Genomic DNA, 18,121 nt, shown 5'->3' on the forward strand with positions numbered 1-18,121 from the left:
ACTTACCGAGTTTCACTATCTATGGCTGCCCTCATTTGTGGTTCCCTGGCGTTCGACACCATCATGACTTTCGAGGGGCGTTTTGCGGAGCAGATCCTGCCGGATCAGCTCCATATCCTGAATGTGTCCTTCCTTGTCCCGTCGTTGCGCCGCGACTTCGGGGGGTGTGCTGGCAACATTGCTTACAGCCTCAAGCTGCTCGGTGGGGAGCCGTTGCCCATGGCCATGTTGGGCAGTGACGGTGCTGACTATCTGCAGCGACTGCAGTCGCTGGGTATCAGCGCCCGACACGTCGGGCAGGTGCAGGACACCTACACCGCGCAGGCGATGATCATGACGGACCGTGACAACAACCAGATCACGGCTTTCCATCCTGGCGCCATGATGCAGGCCCATGCCAATCGAATTGGTGCAGACAACAGTGTCAGCGCGGGGATCATCGCGCCGGACGGGCGTGACGCGATGTTGGAGCATGCGGCCCAGTTCGTGGCGGCGGGTATCCCGTTTGTGTTCGATCCAGGTCAGGGCTTGCCCATGTTCAATGGGCAGGAGTTGGCGCAGTTCATCGACCAGGCCACCTGGGTCACCGTCAATGACTATGAGGGGAAGATGCTCTGCGACCGCACCGGCTGGTCTTTGGCCGATATCTCCCGCAAGGTGCAGGGGCTGGTGGTGACGCTGGGCGCAGAGGGCTGCGAGGTCTGGGTGGATGGTGAAAAAACCCATGTACCCTCTGTGGCGCCTGCAGCGGTGGTGGACCCCACGGGTTGCGGCGATGCCTGGCGCGGCGCGCTGCTGTTTGGTCTGGAAAAGGGCTGGTCCCTCGTGCGTTGTGCGGAGCTGGGCAACCGGGTTGGCGCTCTCAAGATCGCGCAACGTGGCCCACAGAACTACACGCTGGATTTCGATCCGTTGGGTTAATCCTCCGAGCCAGTGTCGTCTGCGTTGCGCTGCCCAGTGCTGTACAACGCAGCTTGCTTGCCAGGTAGCTCTTGGGAGTGCCCAGACCTGCATACAGACGAAAAAAAACCCGGTGCGTTTGCACCGGGTTGAGCGCGTGGCGCGCCAGGATCAGGGCTTGTTGCCCGTAGGGAAAGGCCAGGCTGCCTGAGGGTTCAGCGTGGTTTGTGCTGCAGGGGCAGCGGCCGCAGGGGCAGGCGCCTTGGGGGCCTTCTTGGCCGGGGCAGCTTTCTTTGCGGGGGCTGCCTTGGCAGGTGCTGCGGCCTTCTTGGCTACTGCGGCCTTCTTGGCGGGAGCGGCTTTCTTTGCCGGTGCTGCTGCCTTCTTGGCGGGTGCAGCCTTCTTCGCAGCTACGGCCTTCTTGGCAGGAGCGGCTTTCTTTGCCGGTGCTGCTGCCTTCTTGGCGGGTGCAGCCTTCTTCGCAGCTACAGCCTTCTTGGCAGGAGCGGCTTTCTTTGCCGGTGCTGCTGCCTTCTTGGCAGGTGCAGCCTTCTTGGCGGCTACGGGTTTGGCCGTTGCAGCCTTTTTCGCGGGAGCAGCCTTCTTAGCGGCCGGTTTTTTCGCAGTTGCCATCATGTTCTCCTTGGGTCAATTTGCAAAGAGCACTTCCTGTCTGCAGTGGACAGAGAGCGATCCATGGAGATGGATGAAAACTCCATCTCCATGAACACGGGAACGCCCCGCAGGGCAGCGCTCTGCGGCGCTGTCGTTGCTGGGCGTGGTGTAAAAATCCATGGTGGTGTGGCCTGCAAAAAAGGCGCTAGTCCCAGGACAGCGCACCACCGGACTGGTATTCAATAACCCGGGTCTCGAAGAAGTTGCGCTCCTTCTTGAGATCGATCATCTCGCTCATCCACGGGAACGGGTTCTCTTCATTGGGGAACAGCGTCTCCAACCCGATCTGCGTGGCACGGCGGTTGGCGATGTAGCGCAGGTAGCCCTTGAACATGGAAGCATTCATGCCCAGCACGCCACGGGGCATGGTGTCTTCGGCGTAGCGGTACTCCAACTCGACGGCCTTGAGGAACAGTGCCTTGATCTCGGCCTTGAACTCTGCGGTCCACAGGTGGGGGTTTTCGAGCTTGAGCTGATTGATCAAGTCGATGCCGAAATTGCAGTGCATCGACTCATCGCGCAGGATGTATTGGTACTGCTCAGCAGCGCCGGTCATCTTGTTCTGGCGACCCAATGCCAGGATCTGCGTGAAGCCCACGTAAAAGAACAGGCCTTCCATCAGGCACGCGAAAACGATCAGCGACTTGAGCAGGGTCTGGTCGGTCTCGGGAGTGCCGGTTTTGAAAGACGGATCCATGATCGCTTCGATGAAGGGGATCAGGAATTCGTCCTTGTCGCGGATCGACTGGACTTCGTTGTAGGCGTTGAAGATTTCGCTTTCATCCAGACCCAGCGATTCGACGATGTACTGATACGCGTGGGTGTGGATCGCTTCTTCGAACGCCTGGCGCAGCAGGAATTGGCGGCACTCAGGGGCCGTGATGTGGCGGTACGTGCCCAGCACGATGTTGTTGGCGGCCAGCGAATCGGCGGTGACGAAGAAGCCCAGGTTGCGCTTGATGATGCGGCGCTCGTCTTCGGTCAGGCCGTTGGGGTCCTTCCACAACGCGATGTCACGCGTCATGTTCACCTCTTGGGGCATCCAGTGGTTGGCGCAAGTGGCGAGGTATTTTTCCCACGCCCACTTGTACTTGAAAGGCACCAGCTGGTTGACGTCGGTCTGGCCGTTGATGATGCGCTTGTCGGCAGCGTTCACACGGCGGTGTGCTGCTGCGGCGACGGGTGTGGTGGTGGCGCTTGCTGCTGGGGCCGAGGCGCTCAAAGGCTGCAGCGAAGGCGTCTGGAAAGCGAGAGGCGGTTGTCCCACCTGGCGGTTGTTGGGCAGACCGCCGTCCAGTTGATTTTGCGATGAGGGCTTGACTTCTTCGTCCCAGGTCAACATAGATTTTCCAGTGTTCGGATTATGAAAGCAGTGCTGCGAAAAGGAAAGCACTGAAGCGTTGTGCAGCAAGGTTTTGTTGCTTCACAGCACCGGAGCAACGCCTCGGGCGAGCCCGAGGCGTTGCTGGCAAAGTGCTTACTGGCAGGCCTCGCAGCCAGGATCGTCGATGGCGCAGAACTTGACGTCCGTGGCTGGCACAGCTGCAGCCTGCTGAGAGGCCGTTGCGGCAGCGGCTTCCAGCGGGTTTTGCTTGGCCGCTGCGGTGGCTGGAGCTGCCGATGCGCCGCTGTCATTGCCCGATGACACTGCATTGAGCTGGCGTGTGTTCACGGTGCTCATTTCGACGTGCGTAGCGCTTTGGGTGCGCAGGTAGTAGGTGGTCTTGAGACCCCGGATCCAGGCCAGCTTGTAGGTGTCGTCGAGCTTCTTGCCCGACGCGCCGGCCATGTAGATGTTGAGGCTCTGAGCCTGATCGATCCACTTCTGGCGGCGTGATGCGGCTTCCACCAGCCACTGGGGTTCGACTTCGAAGGCTGTGGAGTAGAGCGCCTTGATGTCCTGGGGCACGCGGTCGATGGGGTGCAGCGAACCTTTGAAGTGCTTGAGGTCCATGATCATCACGTCATCCCACAGGCCCAGGCGCTTGAGGTCACGCACCAGGCCGCCGTTGATGACCGTGAACTCGCCCGACAGGTTGGACTTGACCGATAGGTTGCCGAACGAAGGCTCGATCGAGGCATCGACGCCAATGATGTTCGAGATGGTGGCCGTGGGGGCAATGGCGACGCAGTTGGAGTTGCGCATGCCGTCCAGTGCAATCTTCTTGCGCAGGGCATCCCAGTCCAGCGTGGACGAGCGGTCCACTTCCACATACCCGCCACGGGCCTGCGAGAGCATGTCCAGCGTGTCGAAAGGCAGGATACCGCGATCCCACAGCGAGCCCTTATAGCTCGAGTACTTGCCGCGCTCTTTGGCCAGCTCGGTGGACGCCCAATAGGCGTAGTAGCAGATGGCTTCCATCGACTTGTCGGCAAATTCCACCGCCTCTTGCGAGGCGTAAGGAATGCGCAGCGCGTACAGGCTGTCCTGGAAAGCCATCACGCCCAGACCCACGGGGCGGTGGCGCAGGTTGGAGTCGCGGGCCTTGTTGACTGCGTAGTAGTTGATGTCGATCACGTTATCCAGCATGCGCATGGCCACGGTGATGGTCTTCTTGAGCTTGTCGTGGTCGATCTGGCCGTTCTTGATGTGCTGCAGCAGGTTCACCGAGCCGAGGTTGCACACGGCAGTTTCGGTGTCGCTGGTGTTGAGCGTGATCTCGGTGCACAGATTAGACGAATGCACCACACCGGCGTGCTGTTGGGGCGAGCGCACATTGCAGGCATCCTTGAACGTGATCCAGGGATGGCCAGTCTCGAACAGCATGGTGAGAATCTTGCGCCAGAGGTCCGAGGCCTGGACGGTCTTGGCGGGCTTGATCTCGCCGCGTGCGGCCTTTTCTTCGTAGGCCACATAGGCCTTTTCAAAGTCGGCGCCAAACAGATCATGCAGGTCGGGCACGTTAGAAGGGGAGAACAGCGTCCAGGTGCCCTTTTCCATCACGCGGCGCATGAACAGGTCAGGGATCCAGTTGGCCGTGTTCATGTCGTGCGTGCGGCGGCGATCGTCGCCGGTGTTCTTGCGCAGTTCCAGGAACTCTTCGATGTCCAGGTGCCAGGTTTCCAGGTAGGTGCAGACGGCGCCCTTGCGCTTGCCGCCCTGGTTCACGGCCACGGCCGTGTCGTTGACCACCTTGAGGAATGGCACCACGCCCTGCGATTCGCCGTTGGTGCCCTTGATGTGCGAGCCCAGGGCGCGCACGCGGGTCCAGTCGTTGCCCAGGCCTCCGGCAAACTTGGACAACAAGGCGTTTTCCTTGATCGACTCGTAAATGCCATCGAGGTCGTCGGGCACCGTGGTCAGGTAGCAGCTCGACAGCTGCGAGCGCAGCGTGCCGCTGTTGAACAGCGTGGGGGTGGACGACATGAAATCGAACGACGAGAGCACTTCATAGAACTCGATGGCCCGGGCTTCGCGGTCGGTTTCGTTGAGCGCCAGGCCCATGGCCACGCGCATGAAGAAGGCTTGGGGCAGCTCGATGCGGGTCTTCTTGACGTGCAGGAAGTAGCGGTCGTACAGCGTCTGCAGGCCCAGGTAGTCGAACTGCAGGTCGCGCTCGGCCTTGAGCGCGGCGCCCAGGCGGTTCAGGTCGTATTGCTTGAGCAGGCGCTCGTCCAGCAGCTCGTTGTCCACCCCCTTCTGAATGAAGGTGGGGAAATAGTCCTTGTAGGCCTGGCCCATGTTGCTCTGGGCTACGTCACGCCCCAGCACCTCGCGCACGATGGTGTGCAGCAGCAGGCGGGCCGTGGCGTAGGTGTAGTCAGGATCTTTTTCGATCAGGGTGCGGGCCGCCAGAATGGACGCCTTGTAGACCTCGTCCATGGGAACGCCGTCATACAGGTTGCGCATGGTCTCTGCGACGATGGGGGCTGCCTGGATGTCGGCGCCCAGGTTGGCGCAGGCCGACTCGATCAAGGCGTGCAGGCGCAGGATGTCCAGCTGCACGCGTTGGCCGTTGTCGATCACGTGCAGCACCGGGGTGGCGGGTGCTAGCTGTTCCAGGTGGTGAGCGCGCTCCTGCGTGCGGCGCTCGCGGTACAGCACGTAGGCACGGGCGACTTCATGGTGCTCGCCGCGCATCAGGCCCAGCTCGACCTGGTCCTGCACATCTTCAATGTGGAAGGTGCCGCCGCCAGGACGCGAGCGCATGAGGGCGCGGACCACGTTCTGGGTGAGCGTGTCCACTACCTCACGCACGCTGGCAGAGGCAGCGCCCTGCGTGCCGTGCACTGCCAGAAACGCCTTCATCATCGCCACCGCAATTTTTTGGGGCTCGAACGGCACCACCGCGCCGTTGCGGCGAATGATCTGGTAATGCGTGAGCGGGTGCCCGGAAGCTGCGGCCGCCGCAGCGTGCGTGGCGGCATCCGCAGAGGCGGTGGGCGATGGGGAAGGCGTGTTCAAAGCAGCTTGCATGGGGGTCCTCTTCTGTGGGCTGTCTGGGGTGGGCGTGCGGCCTGGAGTGCCGCCGCAGTGTGTGGGTGCTGCACCGGACTTCAGTCTGGTGCACACTATATATGGTGTGTCGAGGCGGTTCAAGACACTACCGGTAGTGTACCGCCGGAATGAGTCCCCAAAACCGAAACAGCATGTTCTCAACCCCGTTGCGTACGCAACCGGTGCCTGTGGCGAGCCCTTGTGAATGCGATGTGGGCGATGCAAAACCGTGCAGTGGCGTACCTTGGCGGCGGATTTCCTGCGCCAGGCCGCGCAGCGCTTGGCTGCAAAAATATGTGCAAGCGCACAAAGAAAAAAATGTCTTGATGCGCCCGTACGACAGTGAAAGTGCGGCGTCAGCGAAGCTGCAAGGGGTCCGCCCGCGTGTTCAGCGGGAATCGCTGCGCGGGCCAGTCCAACGCCCCTTGCAGTCGTGGCCAGTCAAAGCCCGGGCCTGGGTCCAACTTACGTCCCGGGGCAATGTGTTCATGCCCTGCGATGTGCTCGATGGGATAGCGCAGCGCAATGTCCTGGCAGACCCTGGCCAGGGTTTCGTACTGTGCCGACCCGAAGTGCAGGCCCTCCAGGCCTTCCAGTTCAATGCCGATGGAATCGTCGTTGCACTGGCTTCTCCCCCGGTAGAACGATTGCCCGGCATGCCAGGCGCGCAGGTCACAATCCACAAACTGCCACAGCACCCCGGTGCGCTCGATAAAAAAATGCGCGGACACCTGCAATCCGCGGATGCCCTGGTAGTAGGGGTGCGCATCCCAGTCCAGGGTGTTGGTGAACAGCTGTTGCACGGCACCGCCGCCGTATTCGCCCGGCGGCAGGCTGATGGAATGCACCACGATCAGATCGACTTGCGAGGTCTGTACCGGGCGCGGCCCGTGGTTCGGAGATGCGAGCCGCTGAGCGGTCCTGTACCAGCCGCCCTCCCAGGGCGCCATGTCTGCCGCTGGTGCACCGTCAGCCCAGTTCGTCATGCGGGTCCTGGTCATTGGGCACGGCGATGTTCAGACGGGCGATGCGGTAGCGAATCTGGCGCAGGCTGATGCCCAGGCGTGCGGCTGTGGCGGTACGGTTGAACCCGGCTTCTTTCAGCGCGCGGATCAGGATCTCCCGCTCCTGCTGGTCCAACCAGGCCTGCAGGTCGCTGGGCAGTGGCACCGTGCAGCCGTTGGCCAGGGGCTGAGGGCCTTGGCCTGTGTCTGCAGACGTCGAAGCGTGGGGCCCGGCAGAGAAGGCGGCGGACACCGCCGATCCCTCGGGCGCTGGCACAAGCGTGGACGGTGCCGGGCGTGCCATCTGCACATCTGACGCGCCGCTTGGCGCATCCACCTGCAACTCGTCCCCGTCGCTCAATGCCACGGCGCGGTGCAGCAGATTTTCCAGCTCGCGGACATTTCCGGTCAGCGGGTGGGCGGCAATGGCGTTCAGTGCCCGGTCGGTGAGTTGGGGCACCGGCATGCCCGACTCGTTGGCAATGCGGGTGAGCAGCGCTGCGCACAGTGCGGGCAGGTCCTCGCGGCGCTCGCGCAGCGGCGGGATGACGATCTCGATCACATTGAGCCGGTAGTACAGGTCCTGGCGGAACCGGCCGGCCTGCACATCGGCCGCCAGATCGCGGTGGGTGGCGCTCACAATGCGCACATCCACCGTCTCTTCCTGGGTGGAGCCGAGTGGCCGCACGCTGCGCTCCTGGATGGCGCGCAGCAGCTTGGACTGCATGGCCAGCGGCAGGTCGCCGATTTCGTCGAGGAACAATGTGCCCCCGCGTGCGGCCTGGAAGTAGCCGTCGCGGTCTTGCGACGCGCCGGTGTAGGAGCCCTTGCGGGCACCAAAAAATTCAGCTTCCAGCAGGTTCTCGGGGATGGCCCCGCAGTTCACGGCGACCAGGGGCCCGTCAGCACGCTGGCTGCTGGCATGCAGGGCTTGGGCCACCAGCTCCTTGCCCGTGCCCGACTCGCCATGGATCAGCACCGGCGCCATGCCACGCGATACCTTGGCCACGCGCTGTTTGACGTTGCGGATGGCGTCGGACTCGCCCACGAGGCGGTCCAGGGCGGCGTTGGCATTGCCGAATTCGCCGGTCGCCGCCGCTGCATTGGTAGACCGGCTGGAGCCGTTGTTGCGTGCCGCACGCGGCGGTGGAACCCCGCCCGTGCCCTGGATGGCTGAGGCCACCACCGAGCGGAACTGCTTGAGGTCCACGGGCTTGGTGAGGTAGTCGAAGGCCCCTGCGCGCAGCGCCTCGACCGCGTTCTCTGCCGAGCCGTAGGCGGTCATGACCACGCAGCGTTCGCGCCGTTGCTGGTCGCGCAGATCCTGCAGCAGCTCCATGCCAAACCCGTCGGGCAGCCGCATATCGGTAATCACGGCGTCAAAGCGGTGGGCCTTGAGTTGATCACGCGCCTCCTGGACGCTCGACGCGGTCTCGACCCGGTACCCCTCGCGCAGCAGGGTGAGCTCGTACAGGGTGCGCAGATCGGGTTCGTCGTCAACGACAAGGATGGAGGCGGCAGGGGCGTTCATGGAGGCGGCAGTCAGACCACGATGGTGTCAAACAAGGTGGCATTGTCGGCGGGGCGGGTCGTGCGGCGGAAGCCCACAGTAAAGGCGTTGCCTCCGATGTCACCGCGTGCGGTGTGGCGGTTCAGGCGCTGGTAGCTGATGGAGGCGCCATGGCGCTGGCACAGCTCCCGGCAAATATAGAGGCCCAGGCCACTGGAGCGGCTCTCCGACGAGAAGAAGGGCTCGAACAAATGCCGCTCCACGGATTTGTCCATCGGGGCACCGTCGCTCCACACCTGCAGGCTGACCTGGCCAGCGGGCGTGTTGCGCGTGGTCACTGACAACGAGTCGGGCTCCGGGCCCATGTAGCGCAGGGCGTTGTCCAGCAGGTTGACGAGCACCCGACGCAGGTGCTCGGCGTCAAACTCCACCTGGGTGGCGCCCGTGTCCAGCGACACCAGGGCGCGCCGCCGGGCGGGGTCCTGGGCCTGCCAGTCGTTCCAGATCTGGGCGACCGTCTCGTCCAGCGCCACGGTCGAGGCAGGGGCATGGCTGATCTGGTGCTGTACGCGGGCAATGTCCAGCACCTCTTCGGCGATGCGGGCCAGGCGGTCGGCGTTTTGCTGCACCATGTGCGCCAGCCGTTTTTGTGCGGGGTCGTGCAGGTCCTCTTCCAGCAGGGCATTGGCCTGCACGATGGCCGCCAGCGGGTTGCGGATCTCATGGGCCACTGCGGCGGACATGCGGCCCATGGCCGCGAGTTTTTCGGTGCGCAGCCGCGCTTCCATTTCCCGCAGGTCGTGCAGGAACATCACGCACAGCCGCTCGGAGCGCGTTTGCAAGGCCGCGTTGCGGGTGGATGTGAGCCAGGTGCGCACATGCAGACCGGTGGGGCTCTGGCCTTCGTGCAGCAGATCGACGTCGGCCGTCTGCGGTTGTTCGTGCCGGAAGGTGCGCCGCGCCAGGATCACCAGGGGGTGCCAAGGAGCCGTGGATGTGAGGGCAAACGGCAACTCGGTCAGCGCCATGCCGCCCAGCAGCTGCAGCCCTGCCGGGTTGGCAATGCGCACCACATCGCTCTCGTCCACCACCAGCACACCATCGGTCAGATTCTGGATGACCAATGCACTGACCTGGGTCTGAACGCGCGCTGCCACCTGGCTTTGTTGTGCCACTTCCTGTTCGCGCGCCAGGCGGGTGGCCAGCTGGTGCACCAGATAGCTCACGATGAAGTAGCCCGTGCCGGTCAGTGCGCTTTGCAGGTAGCGCTGCCCTTCGTCCCCCGTGCTGTACTGCCCCACCCACCAGGCCCAGCCCAGCAGCAGCAGGGTGACTGCGGCAGTGGTGCCCAGGGCCAGCGTCAGCGTGCCCATCACCGCGGCGATCAAGATGGGCAGGCCGAACAGCGGCGTGTAGTTCATGGTGCCCGCATGCAAGAGCTGCAGCGCGGTGATCGCGGCCAGGTCCACCCCGATGGAAGGTAGCCACTGCGGCCCTGCGCTCGGCGAGGGCGGGCCCCGGCGCGAGAGCACACGCACGACCACCGTAGCCACCAGGTAGGCCACGCAGACAGCCAGCAGGGTGGGCCCCACCGCTTGATTGATGAGCTGCCCGGCGCCTTGCAGCACCAAGAGCGCCAGGGCCACCATGACGCGGCCGGTGAGGAAACCCAGCCACAGCCGCGCGAAGGGCGCGTCTGCCGAAGGCGGCAGGGAACCTGCGGACACGGTTTGCATGGTCACAACGGTGCAGCGCCGCTCAGGCTGGGCCCAGGCGCCGGTGCTCGGCGCTGCAGTAGGCCTGGCTGCCAAGCATCAGGGCTTCGGCCTGCGGGACGTGCACGCCGCAGTGCGCGCAGGCCAGCATGTCTTGCGGCAGGGCTGGCGGTGTAGGGGGCGCTTTGGGCGCCGCCGCATCAGGGGCGCGGCGGCTGCGCCAGATACCAACCGCCACCGCGATGACGACCAACAAGACCAGGTACTTCATGCGCTGCGGCCCAGAACAACTTCCAATACAAAACGCGAGCCCACATAGGCCAGCAGCAGCAGGGCCGAGCCCGCATACAACACACGCACCGCATTTCGGCCCCGCCAGCCAAACCGCGCGCGGCCCAGCAGCAGGGTGGCGAAGGTCAGCCACGAGAGCATCGAGAACACGGCCTTGTGGTCCCACCGCCAGGCCCGGCCATACAGCGTCTCGCCAAACAGCCACCCGGCCATCAAGGTGGCGGTGAGCAGGACAAACCCTGCCGTCACGAACCGGAAGGTCAGCCGCTCCAGGGTGAGCAGCGGGATGCCGCTGTGCGGGTCTTCGGCCTGCCGGATGTGGCGTTCGGCGCGTGTCATGAGCCAAGCATGCACGACGGCGGCTGCAAACAGCCCATAACACGCAATGCCCAACGCCAGGTGCAAGGGCAGCCAGGCCGATGCAGCCACGTGCAGGGGCTGCCCCGGGAACAACATGGCCAGCACAATGGCTGCCGCGCCCAGGCCTGCGAGAACCCAGCGCGACTGCATTTGCGGAAACAACTGCCGCTCCACGGCATACACCGTGAGCACCAGCCATGCAGTCATCGACAGCGCGGGCGCAAAACCGAACCGGGGCGCTTCGCCCCATAGGCCCCAGACCAGCACGGCCCCATGCAGCAACCACGCCACCAGCAGTGCATTGCGCGCCGCTGCCGCCCCCAGGCGGGAGGCCGCAGCAGCAGGCACGGCATAGGCCACGGCAGCGGCCAGGGCCAGCAGCCAACTGACCGGAGAGCTACTCGTTAAAATCATGGGCACAGTTTAGCCTTTCGCCCACCGCCAGCGCCCTGGCGGGGCCGCGCGCACAACGCCGTTGTTGACGGCGCGCAGCCAATACCGGAAACACCCCTATGGCCTCCGCCCTTACCGACAAACTCACGCGCCTCGTCAAGGAGATGCGTGGCCAGGCCCGCATCACCGAGTCCAACGTCACGGACATGCTGCGCGAAGTGCGCATGGCGCTGCTCGAAGCCGACGTGGCCCTGCCCGTGGTGCGCGACTTCATCGCCCGCGTCAAGGAAAAGGCCCTGGGCCAGGAGGTGCTGGGATCGCTCAAGCCAGGGCAGACGCTGGTGAGCATCGTCAACCGCGAACTGGCCGCCACCATGGGCGAGGGCGTGGCCGACATCAACCTGGCCGCCCAGCCGCCCGCCGTGATCCTGATGGCCGGCCTGCAAGGTGCGGGCAAGACCACCACCACGGCCAAGCTGGCCAAGCATCTGATTGAAAAGCGCAAGAAGAAGGTGCTGACCGTGTCGGGCGACGTGTACCGCCCGGCCGCCATCGAGCAGCTCAAGACCGTGACCAAGCAGGCCGGTGCTGAATGGTTTCCCAGCACGCCCGACCAGAAGCCGCTTGACATTGCCCACGCCGCACTCGACTACGCCAAGAAGCACTACTTTGACGTGCTGCTGGTCGATACGGCCGGTCGCCTGGCCATCGACGAAGCCTTGATGAAGGAAATCAAGGACCTGCACGCCGCGCTGAACCCGGTCGAAACTTTGTTCGTGGTCGATGCCATGCAGGGCCAGGACGCCATCAACACCGCCAAGGCCTTCAAGGAGGCGCTGCCCCTCACCGGCATCGTGCTCACCAAGCTGGACGGCGACTCGCGCGGCGGTGCCGCGCTGTCCGTGCGCCAGATCACAGGGGCTCCGATCAAGTTTGCCGGTGTCTCGGAGAAGATCGACGGCCTGGAAGTGTTCGATGCCGAGCGCCATGCGGGCCGCATCCTGGGCATGGGCGACATCGTGGCGCTGGTGGAGCAGGTGACGGCCGGGGTGGACATGGAGGCCGCACAAAAGTTGGCGGCCAAGGTCAAGAGCGGTGACAGCTTCGACCTGAACGACTTTCTCTCGCAGATCCAGCAGATGAAGCAGATGGGGGGGCTGTCGAGCCTGATGGACAAGCTGCCCTCCCAGCTCACCGCCAAGGCGGGTTCGCTGGACATGGACAAGGCCGAAAAAGACATCAAGCGCAAGGAAGGCATCATCCAGAGCATGACGCCCCAGGAGCGCCGCAAGCCCGAACTCATCAAGGCTACGCGCAAGAAGCGCATTGCCAACGGGGCGGGTGTGCATGTGCAGGAGGTCAACCGCCTGCTCAAGGAGTTTGAGCAGATGCAGGGCATGATGAAAAAGATGAAGGGCGGCGGCCTGATGAAGATGATGAAGCGCATGGGCGGCATGAAGGGCATGGGCGGCGGAGGCATGCCCAAGATGCCTTTCTGAAGGGTTTTCAAGCCTTTTTGGCACCAGGCGCTACAACCATATGCCTGGAATGCTATGAAAATATGAGTGAATAAAAAAGCCGACATGCGTCGGCTTTTTTTGTGGGTCGGTGGATGGTGGCTCTGCGCGGTGCCTCAGGCTGCTTGCAATGCCATGGGCCGCCCCATGCGTCCCGCATGCAGCCAGGCGCGGCGCAGCACCGGGGGCGACCACGACTCCTCAGGAATCAGCAGCAGCCGCTGGGCACGCAGCGCACGGCCCAGCGCGATCTGGCTGGTCCACACCGCCAGCGGAATCGCCAGCGCCAGCGGCAGGCCCACGGGCATCAGCCACAACAGCGCGCTGCTGTCGATCAGCGCCACGCCCGCCGCCAGCAGGGCGATCACCGCGCTCATGGGAGCGAGCTGGCGCACGGCGTGGCGCCAGGGCACGGCATGGGCTTCGCGCGGGGGCGACTTCCACTCCAGCTTCAGGCCGGTCAACGCGATCAGCACAAACAACGAATGCGCCAGCATGCGCACCGGCGCCTGCAGGATGGCCATCACGCTCTCCAGCACGGCGCTCTTGAGCAGGCTGACAGCGCCGCCGTACTGCTTTTGCTCGCGGCGCATGAACACCGCGGCCACGCCCAGGATGCGCGGTAAGAACAGCAGGCACAAGGTCCAGACCCACAGGGCGAGCAACTCGGCGGGCAGGATGTGCCAGTCCGCTACCAGCTTGGCGCCCGACAGCCACAGCGCCGTGCCGAGAGTCATGAAGGCCAGCCACAGCGGCGCCGACAGATAGGCCATGGCACCGGTGACGAACATGGACCGGTGCACCGCGTGGATGCCGGGCTCGGCCATCAGGCGCGCGTTCTGCAGGTTGCCCTGGCACCAGCGGCGGTCGCGCTGCAGCTCGGCCAGCAGGTCGGGCGGCTGTTGCTCATAGCTACCGATCAGGTCGCCCACCAGCCACACGTGGTAGCCCGCGCGGCGCATGAGGGCGGCTTCCACAAAGTCGTGCGACATGATGCCGCCAGCCAGGCCCCCCTTGCCGGGGATGGGCGCCAGCGCGCAGTGCTGCATGAACGGTGCCACGCGGATGATGGCGTTGTGGCCCCAGTAGTGCGATTCGCCCAGCTGCCAGTACTGCATGCCCAAAGTGAACAGGCGACCCGTGACGCGCGAGGCAAACTGCTGCGCGCGGGCGTGCAGCGTTACATGGCCGATGGCCTGCGTAGCGGTCTGAATGATGCCGGCCGTGGGGTTGGCTTCCATCAGCTTGGCCATGGAGACGATGCAGTCGCCGCTCATCACGCTGTCGGCGTCCAGCACCACCATGTAGCGGTAGTCCTTGCCCCAGCGGCGGCAGAAGTCGGCCACGTTGCCTGCCTTACGGTGGGTGCGGCGTGTGCGCAGGCGGTAGTACACCTGCACCTGGGGTTGCTGGCTGTGCTGCGCCAGGGCGCTGCGCAGCTCTTCCCAGGCGGCGCGCTCGGCGCTGGCAATGGCGGGGTCGTTGCTGTCGGAGAGCACAAACACATCGAACGTGGTGCCGTGGCCGGTGGCGGCCACCGACTCGCAGGTGGCGCGCAGCCCGGCAAATACGGTGGCCACGTCTTCGTTGCAGATCGGCATGATGATGGCGGTGCGGGCGTCGGGAGCCAGCGCGTGATCTGCCACGCTGCGTGCCGATAGCGCATGCCGGTCGCCGCGCAACATCACCCAAAAGCCCATGAGCCCGGTCAAAAAGCCGGTCACCACCCAGGCGGACAGCAGCGCAAACAACGCAATCTGGCCGTAGCCCAGCCAAGCGTTTTCATAGTCGGGCTGTACGCTGGCAAACAGGGTGCTGGCCAGTGCGGTGGCCAGCACGGTGAGCAGCGCAAACGTCCAGCGGCGGCGCTGCGCTGCGCCTTGCCAAGCGGCGGTGGATTCAGCGGGAGCTTGTGCCACCGTAGTCGATGCGGGTTGCGGAGACGTACGGCCCGTCAGGCGCAGCAGCACGGCGGTGCCTACGCTGTTCCAGAAGCCGCGCCAGGGCAGGGGCACCATGGAGCCGCGGTGCAGAGGCGGTGCCGTCACCGCATTGGGGTGACGCTCTTCGCGCAACGCGCTGCGTCGGCTGGGGGTTGGCCGGGGGTAGGCCACACCGCGCCGCGCGACCACGGCCGGGCCTGTGGATGCGTGGGTGCCGTGGGGGTCAGGAGGGCTTACTCGGGAAGACTGATGTGCGTCCATGTTTCACTCACAGCGTGGTTATCGTGTTGGAGAAAAGCGCGCAGCTCGACCGGCCGGTCGGCCTGCAGGCGCTGGATGCGAACGGTCATGCGCCACCCGCCGGTGGCGGGGTTGCGGTAGGCAATGTTTTCCAGCACCTTGCCGTTGGCATCGCTGGTCACTACGGCCTTCACAGTGGCTTCGGCAGGCAGGGCCTTGAGGGCTGGGCCCTCGAAGTCGACCACGTACTGCACCTGCTGGCGCAGTTCCTGGGCCGACAGCTTGGTGTAGCCCATGCCGCGGCGCGACTGGGTGGCCCAGGCGCTGGGTGGGCGCTGCTGCTCATCGCCCTGCCAGCTCAGCTCATAGGCAAATTCCAGCGGCTGGCCGGGAGTTGGCATCTGGGCGGGCACCCAATACGCCACGACGTTGTCGTGGGTCTCGTCCGGGGTGTTCAGCTGCACCAGCTCCACGCGGCCTGCGCCCCAGTCATGCAGCGGGCGCACCCAGGCGCTGGGGCGGCGTTCGTAGCGGGCTTCCACATCCTCGTAGCTGCTCCACTGGCGGTCGCGCTGCATCAGGCCAAAGCCCTTGGGGTTTTTGGTGGCGAACGAGGTGACCAGCGTCTGCCGGGGGTTCTGAAGCGGGCGCCACAGCCATTCGCCCTCGCCCGTGGCGACCATGAGGCCGTCGGAGTCATGCACTTCGGGGCGGAAGTCTTCCTTGCGTGGCTGGTTCTCGCCGAAGAAGAACATGCTGGTCAGCGGCGCAACGCCCAGCGTGGCGATGGATGGGTTGCCGGAGGCGGCACGCACAAAAATGCGGCTGCGCACGGTGGTGGTGGTCTGCGCGCCGGGCTGGATGTCAAAGCGGTAGGCGCCCGTGGCGCGTGGCGAGTCGAGCAGTGCGTACACCGTGACCTGGGTGGACAGCGGATCGGGCCGCACCAGCCAGAACTCGGTGAAGCGGGGGAACTCCTCGCCCCGGCCGCCCACGGTGTCGATGGCCAGCCCGCGCGCCGACAGGCCGTACTGCTGGCCTTTGCCCAGAGCGCGGAAGTAGCTGGCGCCCTGAAAGACCACCAGCTCGTCCTTGTAGGCACTGGAGTTCAGGTGGTTGTGCAGACGAAAGCCTGCAAAGCCCAGGTCGCCCCAGGCCTCGGGTCGCAGCTTGTTCTTGCCGTAGTCGAAGTCCGCGCGGCTGTAGGGGATGTGGCGCACGCCCTGGGGCGTCACTTCGTTGATCAGCACCGGCTCTTTCTGGTACAGCCCCAGATGGAAGAACATGGCCTCGTAGGGCAGCTTGTCGGCTCGCCACAGGGCGCGATCGGGGCGCCAGCGGATGTCGCGCACCTGGTCGTAGTTGAGCTGTGCGAGGTCGGCCGGGAGCTTGTCGCTCACGGGTCGGTAGGGTTGGCTGGCGCGGTCGCGGGCGAGGCGGGTCACGCTCTCGAAGTCAAAGCCCTGTGCGTGCGCGCCGCCGGCCAGCAGGGCGGTGGCCAGGGCTATTACGGGCCCTGCGCGCCTGCCGATCTGGCGAAAAAAGGAGGGAAAAACTGCGTGCATGCCAGGCATAGGGCAAACCCTGTGCCAGCTGCGAAAAAGGCTTTGAAATCAATGGTTTGGAGAGGGCTCTGCGTGTAAGCAGTTGTGCAAGGGCCTGTAAGCGCCACTCGGCCCCCGCTTTTTGTCGCTGGATGGCGACAAGGGGTGGGTGCTTTGATCAAAACACCCTGTAAATCAATGACTTACTCGTGTCGCTCATCCACGACATCGTCCGCATCGCCTGCATCCTGCTTGAACTGTCCAGGCGTCAACGCGTGCTTTTGCAGCAGGCGGTAGAACTCGGTGCGGTTGCGTTGCGCCAGCCGCGCAGCATCGGCCACATTGCCGTCGGTCATCTTGAGCAGGCCCACCAGGTACTCGCGTTCGAAACGCTGGCGGGCCTCGGCAAAGCTCAGCACCTGGGTGGACGGGGTGCGCAGCGCGCGCTGCACCAGTGTCAGCGGGACCAGGGGGGTGGTGGACAGGGCGCACACCTGCTCAACCACGTTGTAGAGCTGGCGCACGTTGCCCGGCCAGGCGGCGGTGGTCAGTGCCTTGAGCGCCTCAGGCGCAAAGCCGGACAGGCGCTTGTCGTATTTGCGGGACAGCCGGTCCAGAAAGTGGTTGGCCAGCAGCGCAATGTCCTCGCGCCGCTCGGCCAGGGTGGGCAGCACCAGCGACACCACGTTCAGCCGGTAATACAGGTCCTCGCGGAACTGCGCGCTCGCCATGGCGGCCTCCAGGTCCCGGTGCGTGGCCGAGATGATGCGTACGTCGATGGGCGTGGCCTGGCTGGCACCCACGGGGCGCACGGCGCGCTCCTGCAGCACCCGCAGCAGCTTGACCTGCAGGGCCGGGGGCATGTCGCCAATCTCGTCCAGCAGCAGGGTGCCGCCATCCGCCGCCTGGAACAGCCCCTTGTGGTTGCTCACCGCATCGGTGAAGGCGCCCTTGACGTGGCCGAACAGCTCGGACTCCAGCAACGCCTCAGGAATGGCGCCGCAGTTAACGGCCACAAACGGACGCGCCGCACGCGGGCTGGCGCGGTGGATGGCGCGCGCCAGCAGCTCCTTGCCCGAGCCGCTGTCGCCGCGCAGCAGCACACTGGCGTCGGACTGAGCGACCATGTACGCCTCGGACAACAGGTCCGTCATGCGGTGCGACCGGCTCACGATCTCGGCCCGCCAGTCCTCGTCGGCATGCGGCTGCGCAACGGCAGGGGCGCTGAGCGCCAGCGCCTGCGCAATCTTCTCCAGCAGCTCCTTGCCGTCGTAGGGCTTGGTGAGGTAGGTAAACACCCCGCGCGACGTGGCCTCCACCGCATCGGGAATGGTGCCGTGTGCGGTCAGCAGGATCACGGGCAGTGAGGGGTGGCGGGCGCGCACTTCGTCAAACAGGGCCAGGCCGTCGCGCCCCGGCAGGCGCACATCGCTCAGCACGAGCTGCGGGCGCGCAATGTCCAGCTGCGCCAGGGCCGCTTCGGCCGAGCCCACGGCCACCACGTCGTGCCCGGCGGCTTTCAGGCGCAGCGACAGCAGCCGCAGCATGTCGGCGTCGTCGTCCACCACCAGGATGCGGGCGGGTGGGGCGG

At 64.9% G+C, this 18,121-nt stretch carries 13 protein-coding genes; 2 read left to right on the plus strand and 11 right to left on the minus strand.

Annotated elements, in window-relative coordinates:
- Nucleotides 1–21: 21 nt before the first annotated feature.
- Nucleotides 22–921: a carbohydrate kinase family protein gene (locus AC07X4_RS17170; protein WP_494740753.1), complete on the plus strand. Its 900-nt coding sequence runs from the start codon at nucleotides 22–24 to the stop codon at nucleotides 919–921.
- Nucleotides 922–1,071: 150 nt separating this feature from the next.
- On the opposite strand, the gene AC07X4_RS17175 is transcribed toward AC07X4_RS17170, so the two are convergent.
- The 8 genes from AC07X4_RS17175 to AC07X4_RS17210 all read right to left on the minus strand — a co-directional run bounded on the left by AC07X4_RS17175 (nucleotide 1,072) and on the right by AC07X4_RS17210 (nucleotide 11,307).
- Entirely contained in the window at nucleotides 1,072–1,533 is a 462-nt protein-coding gene (locus tag AC07X4_RS17175) for a hypothetical protein (RefSeq protein ID WP_056066333.1), read from the minus strand.
- A 187-nt stretch (nucleotides 1,534–1,720) separates the two neighbouring features.
- Nucleotides 1,721–2,917, minus strand: a complete 1,197-nt coding sequence (locus tag AC07X4_RS17180) for a ribonucleotide-diphosphate reductase subunit beta (RefSeq protein WP_494740754.1) — start codon at nucleotides 2,915–2,917, stop codon at nucleotides 1,721–1,723.
- 135 nt (nucleotides 2,918–3,052) lie between these two features.
- Nucleotides 3,053–5,992, minus strand: coding sequence for a ribonucleoside-diphosphate reductase subunit alpha (locus AC07X4_RS17185; protein WP_494740755.1), 2,940 nt, complete (start codon nucleotides 5,990–5,992; stop codon nucleotides 3,053–3,055).
- Between the two features lie 377 nt (nucleotides 5,993–6,369).
- Nucleotides 6,370–6,999 carry a 1,6-anhydro-N-acetylmuramyl-L-alanine amidase AmpD gene (ampD, locus tag AC07X4_RS17190; RefSeq protein ID WP_494740756.1) on the minus strand — a complete coding sequence of 210 codons (630 nt, stop codon included), beginning with the start codon at nucleotides 6,997–6,999 and terminating at the stop codon, nucleotides 6,370–6,372.
- Nucleotides 6,983–8,548 carry a sigma-54-dependent transcriptional regulator gene (locus AC07X4_RS17195; RefSeq protein ID WP_494740757.1) on the minus strand — a complete coding sequence of 522 codons (1,566 nt, stop codon included), beginning with the start codon at nucleotides 8,546–8,548 and terminating at the stop codon, nucleotides 6,983–6,985. Before AC07X4_RS17195 ends, ampD begins: the two co-directional genes overlap by 17 nt.
- Nucleotides 8,549–8,559: 11 nt before the next feature.
- Nucleotides 8,560–10,263 (minus strand): two-component system sensor histidine kinase NtrB, encoded by a 1,704-nt coding sequence (locus tag AC07X4_RS17200; RefSeq protein WP_494740758.1) that lies wholly within the window; start codon nucleotides 10,261–10,263, stop codon nucleotides 8,560–8,562.
- Nucleotides 10,264–10,285: 22 nt separating this feature from the next.
- On the minus strand, nucleotides 10,286–10,513 hold the full coding sequence (locus tag AC07X4_RS17205) for a PP0621 family protein (RefSeq protein WP_494740759.1): 228 nt from the start codon (nucleotides 10,511–10,513) through the stop codon (nucleotides 10,286–10,288).
- Complete coding sequence (locus tag AC07X4_RS17210) at nucleotides 10,510–11,307, minus strand: cytochrome C assembly family protein (RefSeq protein ID WP_395452991.1); 798 nt, start codon at nucleotides 11,305–11,307, stop codon at nucleotides 10,510–10,512. The genes AC07X4_RS17205 and AC07X4_RS17210 overlap by 4 nt, the downstream gene beginning before the upstream one ends.
- A 98-nt stretch (nucleotides 11,308–11,405) precedes the next feature.
- Here AC07X4_RS17210 and ffh point away from each other — a divergent pair, with 98 nt between their 5' ends.
- Complete coding sequence (gene ffh / locus AC07X4_RS17215; protein ID WP_494740760.1) at nucleotides 11,406–12,785, plus strand: signal recognition particle protein; 1,380 nt, start codon at nucleotides 11,406–11,408, stop codon at nucleotides 12,783–12,785.
- 134 nt (nucleotides 12,786–12,919) lie between these two features.
- Here the strand turns inward: ffh and mdoH are convergent, their stop codons facing one another.
- The 3 genes from mdoH to AC07X4_RS17230 form a co-directional block, all read right to left on the minus strand.
- Nucleotides 12,920–15,007, minus strand: coding sequence for a glucans biosynthesis glucosyltransferase MdoH (gene mdoH / locus AC07X4_RS17220; RefSeq protein WP_494740761.1), 2,088 nt, complete (start codon nucleotides 15,005–15,007; stop codon nucleotides 12,920–12,922).
- Nucleotides 14,980–16,551 (minus strand): glucan biosynthesis protein G, encoded by a 1,572-nt coding sequence (locus AC07X4_RS17225; RefSeq protein ID WP_494740762.1) that lies wholly within the window; start codon nucleotides 16,549–16,551, stop codon nucleotides 14,980–14,982. The genes mdoH and AC07X4_RS17225 overlap by 28 nt, the downstream gene beginning before the upstream one ends.
- 182 nt (nucleotides 16,552–16,733) lie before the next feature.
- The coding region (locus AC07X4_RS17230) for a sigma 54-interacting transcriptional regulator (protein ID WP_494740763.1) at nucleotides 16,734–18,121 on the minus strand (1,388 nt) is incomplete at its 5' end.

The sequence above is a fragment of the Acidovorax sp. GW460-11-11-14-LB4 genome (genome assembly GCF_059423685.1).

Coding starts and splice junctions, on each gene's coding strand:
- AC07X4_RS17170 (WP_494740753.1), top strand. CDS start 22: ATGGCTGCCCTCATTTGTGGTTCCCTGGCGTTCGACACCATCATGACT.
- AC07X4_RS17175 (WP_056066333.1), bottom strand. CDS start 1,533: ATGGCAACTGCGAAAAAACCGGCCGCTAAGAAGGCTGCTCCCGCGAAA.
- AC07X4_RS17180 (WP_494740754.1), bottom strand. CDS start 2,917: ATGTTGACCTGGGACGAAGAAGTCAAGCCCTCATCGCAAAATCAACTG.
- AC07X4_RS17185 (WP_494740755.1), bottom strand. CDS start 5,992: ATGCAAGCTGCTTTGAACACGCCTTCCCCATCGCCCACCGCCTCTGCG.
- ampD (WP_494740756.1), bottom strand. CDS start 6,999: ATGACGAACTGGGCTGACGGTGCACCAGCGGCAGACATGGCGCCCTGG.
- AC07X4_RS17195 (WP_494740757.1), bottom strand. CDS start 8,548: ATGAACGCCCCTGCCGCCTCCATCCTTGTCGTTGACGACGAACCCGAT.
- AC07X4_RS17200 (WP_494740758.1), bottom strand. CDS start 10,263: ATGCAAACCGTGTCCGCAGGTTCCCTGCCGCCTTCGGCAGACGCGCCC.
- AC07X4_RS17205 (WP_494740759.1), bottom strand. CDS start 10,513: ATGAAGTACCTGGTCTTGTTGGTCGTCATCGCGGTGGCGGTTGGTATC.
- AC07X4_RS17210 (WP_395452991.1), bottom strand. CDS start 11,307: ATGATTTTAACGAGTAGCTCTCCGGTCAGTTGGCTGCTGGCCCTGGCC.
- ffh (WP_494740760.1), top strand. CDS start 11,406: ATGGCCTCCGCCCTTACCGACAAACTCACGCGCCTCGTCAAGGAGATG.
- mdoH (WP_494740761.1), bottom strand. CDS start 15,007: ATGGACGCACATCAGTCTTCCCGAGTAAGCCCTCCTGACCCCCACGGC.
- AC07X4_RS17225 (WP_494740762.1), bottom strand. CDS start 16,551: ATGCACGCAGTTTTTCCCTCCTTTTTTCGCCAGATCGGCAGGCGCGCA.